This window comes from Sphingomonas sp., assembly GCF_019242355.1.
Classification (GTDB): Bacteria; Pseudomonadota; Alphaproteobacteria; order Sphingomonadales; family Sphingomonadaceae; genus Sphingomicrobium.
This window is the reverse complement of record NZ_JAFAVR010000088.1, coordinates 1-7,188: the sequence shown is the minus strand read 5'-3', so window position 1 is coordinate 7,188 and position 7,188 is coordinate 1. Positions and strand designations below refer to the sequence as shown.

Sequence of the window (7,188 nt, the reverse complement as noted above, 5' to 3'; positions counted from 1 at the left end):
CAACGCCGCCGCAAAGCCCGCGCCGAGATCGAGGCGCTCGAAGCCGAGTTGCTCGCCGACGAGGTCGAGCTCAAGAGCATCGTCGATCAGGAAACCGCATATCTTCAGCAAAGCCGCGACGACGCAGCCGAAATGGCCGCCGGCCGCCGGACGGCTGGCAGTAAGGAATAATCATGACTGACGAGAAGCCGTTGAAGCTGAAGCTCTATGTCGCCGGCGAGACCCCTAAGTCCGTCGCCGCGATCCGCAACCTGCAGCAGATGTGCGAGGAGAATATGAAAGGCGCCTACGAGATCGAAGTGATCGATCTTCGTCAGCAGCCTCAGCTCGCGCGTGAGCACAATATCGTCGCGATCCCGACGCTGGTCCGCTCGCTTCCGGTGCCGGTGCAGAAGATCATCGGTGACCTTTCCGACAAGGAAAAGGTCCTCGTCCACCTCCATGTGGACGAGCAATAGGATGACCCATTCGCCCGCCGAACCGGACGCCGGGACGGAGCAGGACCTGCGCCGCCGTCTGTCGGAAGCGGAGGAGACGCTCCGCGCGATCCGCGACGGGGAAGTGGACGCCCTGGTCGTGCGGGGACCAAACCATGACGAAGTGTCGGCCCTCGGCGGGGAGAACAGCTACCGCGCTTTCATGCAGGCGATGGATATCGGCGCGGCCGCGGTCGACGGCTCCGGCAAGCTGATCTACGCCAACGGAGCCCTGGTGGATCTGCTCGGAGCGCAGGCGCCCGACCTGCAGAACGCGGACCTCGCCACTCATCTCGGGCCCGATGGCGCCGCCGCCCTCAGGCGGCTGCTCGAGCATTCCGGGCCTGACCGGCGAAGCGAGCAACTCTCGCTCGAATCTCCCAGCGGCGAGCGCCATGTCGAGGTCACCGCCGCCCCGCTCGAGCTCGTGTTCGGCCGCGGCTACGCTCTCACCTTCACTGATGTCACAGAGCGGGTCGAGGCGGCGGCAGCTTCAGAGAGCGAGCGCATCGGCCGCGCAGTCATGGCATCGTCGAACGACGCAGTGGTCGTGTGCGACGACAAGGGCGTCATTACGCATGCCAACGCGAAAGTGCGCCAGTTCTGCATCAGCGGCTGCGTCGGTAAGCACTTCGAAGTCGCGTTCGAACTCAGCTTCCCGGTCAGCTCCGGGCTGATCGGCGCGCGGGAAGTGGTCGAGCTCGCGCTCTCTGGAAGCAACGTGCGCGCGGTCGAGGCGAACCTCGCAGGAGGCGACCGGGCGCGCCACGTCGTCGTCAGCGCCAGCCCGCTGCGTTCGTCGGGCGGCACCATCGGCGGCTGCATCGTCGCCCTCGCCGACGTCACCGAGCAGCGCGCGACCGATCGCAAGCAGAAACTCCTGATGGGCGAGCTCACGCACCGAGTGAAGAACACGCTGACGCTGGTTCTTTCCATCGCCAACAGGACCGCCGCCGGATCGAATGACCTGTCCGACTTCCGGCCCGCCTTCGCTCGCCGGCTGGAGGCGCTAGCGGCGACTCACAACCTTCTCGCCGAGGATTTTTCCGGCGGTCTGACGCTCGAGGATATCGCGGTTGCCGAGCTCGCGCCTTACATTGCGGTCGGCAGCGAGCGCCTGACCATCGAGGGCATGCAGTATCGCCTGACATCCGACACTGCCGTCGCGCTGGGCCTCGTCTTCCACGAGCTGGTGACGAACGCCGTCAAATATGGCGCACTCTCGAATGAACGCGGGCGTGTCTCCCTGACGGCGGCGAACGATGGCGAAGCGCTCGCGATCGAATGGCGAGAGGAAAACGGGCCGCCGGTTCAGCCGCCGGAGCGCCACGGCTTCGGCCAGACCCTGATCCTTCGCGGCCTCGGCCAGAGCGGCGCTCAGTCGACGACGCTCGACTATCTCCCGGATGGCGTGGTCTGCCGCATGTACATCCCGAACTCGAGCGTGCTGACCGACTGACGCCCGCAGGTGGGCGTTTGACCCCTACCCTCCCGCATGGCAGTCGCGCGCTCATGGCGAACGACACGCACAAGATCTGGGGCGGGCGGTTCGGGGCCGGGCCGGCCGGGCTGATGACCGAGATCAACGCGTCGATCCGGTTCGACAAGAGGCTGTGGCGGCACGACCTCGCCGCTTCCAGGGCGCATGCCACCATGCTTCGCGACCAGGGAATCATCGGCGCCGAAGATGCCGCCGCGATCCTCGGCGGACTCGACCGCATCGCCGCCGAATATGAGCGCGACGGCGTTCCAGAGAGAATCGAGTTCGAGGACATCCACATGACCGTCGAGCATCGGCTCGGCGAGCTGATCGGCCCCGCCGCCGGACGACTCCACACCGCCCGCTCGCGCAACGATCAGGTCGCGACGGATTTCAAATTGTGGGTTCGCGACGCATGCGATGAGGCAGTCGCAACCATCACGCAGCTGCAGGGGGTGCTGGTCGCACGCGCCGAGGAGCATGCCGACGCGGTTATGCCGGGCTTCACGCACCTGCAGGTCGCGCAGCCCGTGACGCTCGGCCACCACCTGCTCGCTTATTACGAGATGCTAAAGCGCGACATATCGCGCTTCTACGGCGTTCAACACCGCTCCGATGAGTCCCCCCTTGGGAGTGCTGCGCTCGCTGGAACGGGTTTCCCGATCGACCGTGAGAAAACGGCAAGATCGCTTGGATTTCCGGACGGGCCGACGGCCAACAGTCTCGACAGCGTGTCCGACCGCGACTTCGCGCTCGATTATCTCTCGGCAGCCGCGCAGTGCAGCCTGCACCTCTCGCGCCTGGCGGAGGAGCTGATCGTCTGGGCCAGCGCGCCCTTCGGCTTCGTCAAACTTTCGGACGATTACTCGACCGGATCCTCGATCATGCCGCAAAAACGCAACCCCGACGCCGCCGAGCTGGTGCGCGGGCACAGCGGTCGCATCGTCGGGTGCCTCACCGCGCTGATGGTGACGATGAAAGGCCTGCCGCTTGCTTATTCGAAGGACATGCAGGACGACAAGGAGCCGGTGTTCGAGGCCCGCGACCTGCTGATCCTGTCGCTGCGGGCGATCACTGGAATGATGGAAACCGTGACCTTCGTGCCGGAGCGGATGCGGACGGTCGCCGCGCAGGGCTATTCGACCGCGACCGATCTCGCCGACTGGCTGGTCCGCGAGGCCGGCGTTCCGTTCCGCGAGGCGCATCATATCACCGGGCGTGCGGTAAAGGCCGGCGAGGAGCACGATTGCGGCCTTGCCGATCTTTCACTCGACCAGTTGCGGGCAATCGACGAGCGGATCGATGAGCGCGTGTTCGACGTCCTCAGCGTGGAGGCGTCCGTAAGAAGCCGCACGAGCTATGGCGGCACTGCGCCGGTGCGGGTGCGCGAGCAGATCGCGAAAGCGAAGGCCGAACTAGGGCTGTAGACGGCGGGCCCGCTGCGCGATCGTGCGCAGCCGGAGCGCGTTCAGGCGGATGAAACCGGCAGCGTCGCGGTGGTCGTAGCTGCCGCTACCCTCCTCGAAGGTGACCAGATCCTGGTCGTAAAGCGACTGCTCGCTCTCGCGGCCGATCACGGTGGCATTGCCCTTGTAAAGCTGCATGGTGACGCGGCCGGACACATGCTCCTGGCTCTTGTCGATGGCGGCCTGGAGCATCTCGCGCTCGGGGGCGAACCAGAAGCCGTTGTAGATCAGGCTCGCGTACTTCGGCATCATCTCGTCCTTGAGGTGCATCGCGCCGCCGTCGAGCGTGATGCTCTCGATGCCGCGATGCGCCGCCAGAAGGATCGTGCCGCCCGGCGTCTCGTAGACGCCGCGCGACTTCATGCCGACGAAGCGGTTCTCGACCAGGTCAAGCCGGCCGATGCCGTTGTCATGGCCCAGCTGGTTGAGCTTCGCCAGAAGCGCAGCCGGAGACAGCGCCTCGCCATCGATCGCGACCGGATCGCCCTTGTCGAAATCGATGGTGATGGTCGTCGCCTTGTCCGGCGCATCCTCGGGCGAAATTGTCCGCTGATGGACATATTCGGGCGCTTCTGACGACGGGTCCTCCAGCACCTTCCCTTCCGACGACGAGTGCAACAGGTTGGCGTCGACCGAGAAAGGCGCATGGCCGCGCTTGTCCCTGGCGATCGGGATCTGGTGCTTCTCGGCGAAGTCGAGCAGCTGCTCGCGGCTCTGGAAGTCCCATTCGCGCCATGGTGCGATGACCTTGATGTCCGGCTCTAGCGCATAATAGCCGAGTTCGAAGCGGACCTGGTCGTTGCCCTTGCCGGTGGCTCCGTGACAGACGGCATCCGCCCCCACCTGCCGCGCAATTTCGATCTGCCGCTTGGCGATCAGCGGCCGCGCGATCGACGTGCCGAGCAGATAGTCGCCCTCATATTGGGTGTTCGCCCGGAACATGGGGAAGACAAAATCGCGGACGAATTCCTCGCGCAGGTCCTCGATGAAAATGTTCTCCGGCCTGACGCCGAGCATCTCGGCCTTGCGGCGCGCCGGCTCGACCTCCTCGCCCTGACCCAAGTCGGCGGTGAAGGTGACGACTTCGGCGTCATATTCCGTCTGCAGCCACTTGAGGATGATCGAGGTGTCGAGGCCGCCCGAGTACGCCAGAACGACCTTCAGCTTCTTCTCAGTCATCGATTGCCTTCCACCATCCACAGCATCGCTCCGCGCGCCGTGTGCATTCGGTTCGTCGCCTGCCGCCAGACGGCCGAGCGCGGACCATCGATCACGGGCGCGGTGACTTCCTCGCCGCGGTGCGCTGGCAAGCAATGCAGGAACCAGGCGTCCGGAGCCCGGGCCATCAGCGCCTCATCGACCTGGTAGGGTTCGAAGGCGGCGCGACGCTCGTCGCTATTCGCGTCGCCCATCGACACCCAGACATCGGTGTAGACGATGTCCGCGCCGTCGACCGCCTCATCAGGGTCGGCGCATGGATTCACATTGGGAAGGGAGCGGCCAAAGCCGAAGCCCGGTGGGCTGGCGATGTTGAGCTCGGCGCCGAGCAAGGCGCAGCCTTCAGCCAGCGAGCGTGCCACGTTGTTCGCTTCGCCGACGAAGGCAATCCGTGCGCCCTCGATTCGGCCCAGCAGCTTCTTGACGGTGAGGAGGTCGGCCAACGCCTGCAGCGGGTGGTCGGTCGAAGAGAGCATGTTGAGCACCGGCGCGGCGTTCACCGCCGCCATTTGCTCGATCAGGCCGTGGTCGAACACGCGCGCGGCGAGGATCGAGTGGTAGCAGGCGAGCGTGCGGGTGACATCGGCGACACTCTCCCGGCTGCCGATCCCGAGCTCGGCCGGCTGAATGTAAACCGGGTGCCCGCCAAGCTGCGCTGCCGCCATCTCCATCGAATTGCGGGTGCGCGAGCTCGGCTTCTCGAAATAGAGCGCGACGCCCTTGTCCTTGAGCACCCGCGGTGCCGGTTGCTCCGACAGCTCCAGGATGCGCGACAAATCGTCCGGCGTCAGGTCGCGGATCGCAAGCAGGTGCCTCACCAGCTCTTCTCCTTCTTGACCATCGTGCCGACGCCATGGTCGGTCAGAAGCTCGATCAGCAGCGAATGCTTTACCCGCCCGTCGATGATGTGGGCGAAGCGAACGCCCTGATCGACGGCGTCGGCACAGGCGCGGAGTTTGGGGATCATGCCCCTGCTGACCGATCCCGAGCCAATCCGCTGGCGAAGCTCAGCCGAAGTCAGACGCGGGACCAGGCTGTGCTCATCGTTGACATCATCGAGCAGGCCGGGCGCGGCGGTCAGATAGACGATCTTCTCCGCCTTCATCGCGACCGCGATCGCCCGCGCCGCCTCGTCGGCATTGACGTTGTAGGGCTGGCCTTCCGCATTGGCGCCGATGGTTGAAATGACCGGCGTCAGGCCGTCATCGAGCAGGCGGTGGATGAGCTCGGCCCGCACCTGGGTCACATTGCCGACGAAGCCGAGGGCGGGGTCGGCGGGCGTGACGGTGAGCAGCCCCGCGTCCTCGCCCGAGACGCCAACGGCGACAGGCTCATCGCCGGCCTGGCTGTTGATGGTCGCGACAAGGTCGCGGTTGATCTTGCCGACGAGGACCATGCGAACAATGTCGAGCGTGTCGCCGTCGGTAACGCGGAGGCCGTCCTTGAACTCCGGCTCCTTGCCGACGCGGCGGAGCATGGCGTCCACCTGGGGGCCGCCACCATGGACGAGCACGCAGCGCACGCCGACGCTCCGGAGCAGGAGCACGTCCTGGGCCAGCGCGAGGTCGGACGTCTTGTCGATCGCCGCTCCGCCAAGCTTGACGACGACCGCCTTGTTGGCGAACTCGCGGATATAGGGGAGCGCCTCGACAAGGACGGTCGCGGTCTCGGAGGGCAGGAGGACGATCTTCATGACGTCTTGCTGTTCTCCCTGATGTAGCCGGGGCCAAGATCGATGCCGATCATCGCGGCCGATGCCGGGCCGGCGCCGAGATAAACTTCGATCTCCACCTCGTCGCCCATCATGTGCTCGGCAAGCGCCTGGCCGTCATGGGCGCAAGCAACGCCGCCGTTCGCGACCATGATGCCGCCATAGCTGACGCGCGACTTGCCGACATCAAGCTCGACTCCGGTCGAGCCTGCCGCTGCCATCAGCCGGCCCCAGTAAGGATCGCCACCGTACCAGCTGCACTTGACGAGGTTGTTCTCGACGATTGCCCTGGCGGCGATCCGTGCCTGTTCCTTGCTGTGCGCGCCGGTCACCTTGAGGTGGGCGATGCGGGTCATGCCCTCGGCGTCGCGGGCCATCATCATCGTCAGCTCGCGGCAGGCAGTGAGAAGGGCGGCGGCGAACTCGTCCTGGTCGGCCGGGCCCCGGCGACCGGACGCGAGCAGCATCGCCGTATCGTTGGTCGACATCGCCCCGTCCACGTTGAGCGTGTTGAAGGTGCCGTCGGCGGCGACCTTCATCGCCTTGCGCATGACGGGAAGCGGGATCCTGGCGTCGGTCGTCAGGAACGCCAGCATCGTCGCCATGTTGGGCGCGATCATGCCGCATCCCTTGGCCATTCCGCCGATCGTGAAGGTCGATCCCTCGACGACCACTTCCTTCGGCTTGTGGTCGGTCGTCAGGATCCCGCGGGCCGCGTCGACGCCGCCCTCGACCGAGACCTTCTTCGCGAGCTTCGGGGTCGCGGCGAGGATCGCGTCGATCGGCAGCGGCGTACCGATGATCCCGGTCGAGCAGACCAGCACATGGGAATTGGCA

The 7,188-nt window shown here is 65.8% G+C and carries 7 protein-coding genes; 3 read left to right on the top strand and 4 right to left on the bottom strand.

The window, feature by feature from the left end:
- The first annotated feature begins 173 nt into the window (after nucleotides 1-173).
- From JOZ79_RS04305 to argH, 3 genes are all read left to right on the top strand, one after another.
- Nucleotides 174-458: a circadian clock KaiB family protein gene (locus JOZ79_RS04305; RefSeq protein WP_294071095.1), complete on the top strand. Its 285-nt coding sequence runs from the start codon at nucleotides 174-176 to the stop codon at nucleotides 456-458.
- Nucleotide 459: 1 nt separating this feature from the next.
- Nucleotides 460-1,935 carry an HWE histidine kinase domain-containing protein gene (locus tag JOZ79_RS04300; RefSeq protein WP_294071093.1) on the top strand — a complete coding sequence of 492 codons (1,476 nt, stop codon included), beginning with the start codon at nucleotides 460-462 and terminating at the stop codon, nucleotides 1,933-1,935.
- Between the two features lie 74 nt (nucleotides 1,936-2,009).
- Nucleotides 2,010-3,383 (top strand): argininosuccinate lyase, encoded by a 1,374-nt coding sequence (gene argH, locus JOZ79_RS04295; protein ID WP_294071098.1) that lies wholly within the window; start codon nucleotides 2,010-2,012, stop codon nucleotides 3,381-3,383.
- Here the strand turns inward: argH and JOZ79_RS04290 are convergent.
- The 4 genes from JOZ79_RS04290 to JOZ79_RS04275 all read right to left on the bottom strand — a co-directional run.
- Nucleotides 3,372-4,601, bottom strand: coding sequence for an argininosuccinate synthase (locus tag JOZ79_RS04290; protein ID WP_294071091.1), 1,230 nt, complete (start codon nucleotides 4,599-4,601; stop codon nucleotides 3,372-3,374). The genes argH and JOZ79_RS04290 overlap by 12 nt on opposite strands.
- Entirely contained in the window at nucleotides 4,598-5,458 is an 861-nt protein-coding gene (locus JOZ79_RS04285) for an ornithine carbamoyltransferase (RefSeq protein ID WP_294071089.1), read from the bottom strand. Before JOZ79_RS04285 ends, JOZ79_RS04290 begins: the two co-directional genes overlap by 4 nt.
- Nucleotides 5,455-6,333, bottom strand: coding sequence for an acetylglutamate kinase (gene argB / locus JOZ79_RS04280; protein WP_294071086.1), 879 nt, complete (start codon nucleotides 6,331-6,333; stop codon nucleotides 5,455-5,457). Before argB ends, JOZ79_RS04285 begins: the two co-directional genes overlap by 4 nt.
- Nucleotides 6,330-7,188: bifunctional ornithine acetyltransferase/N-acetylglutamate synthase (locus JOZ79_RS04275; protein ID WP_294071083.1), on the bottom strand; the 859-nt coding region annotated here is incomplete at its 5' end. The genes argB and JOZ79_RS04275, both read right to left, overlap by 4 nt.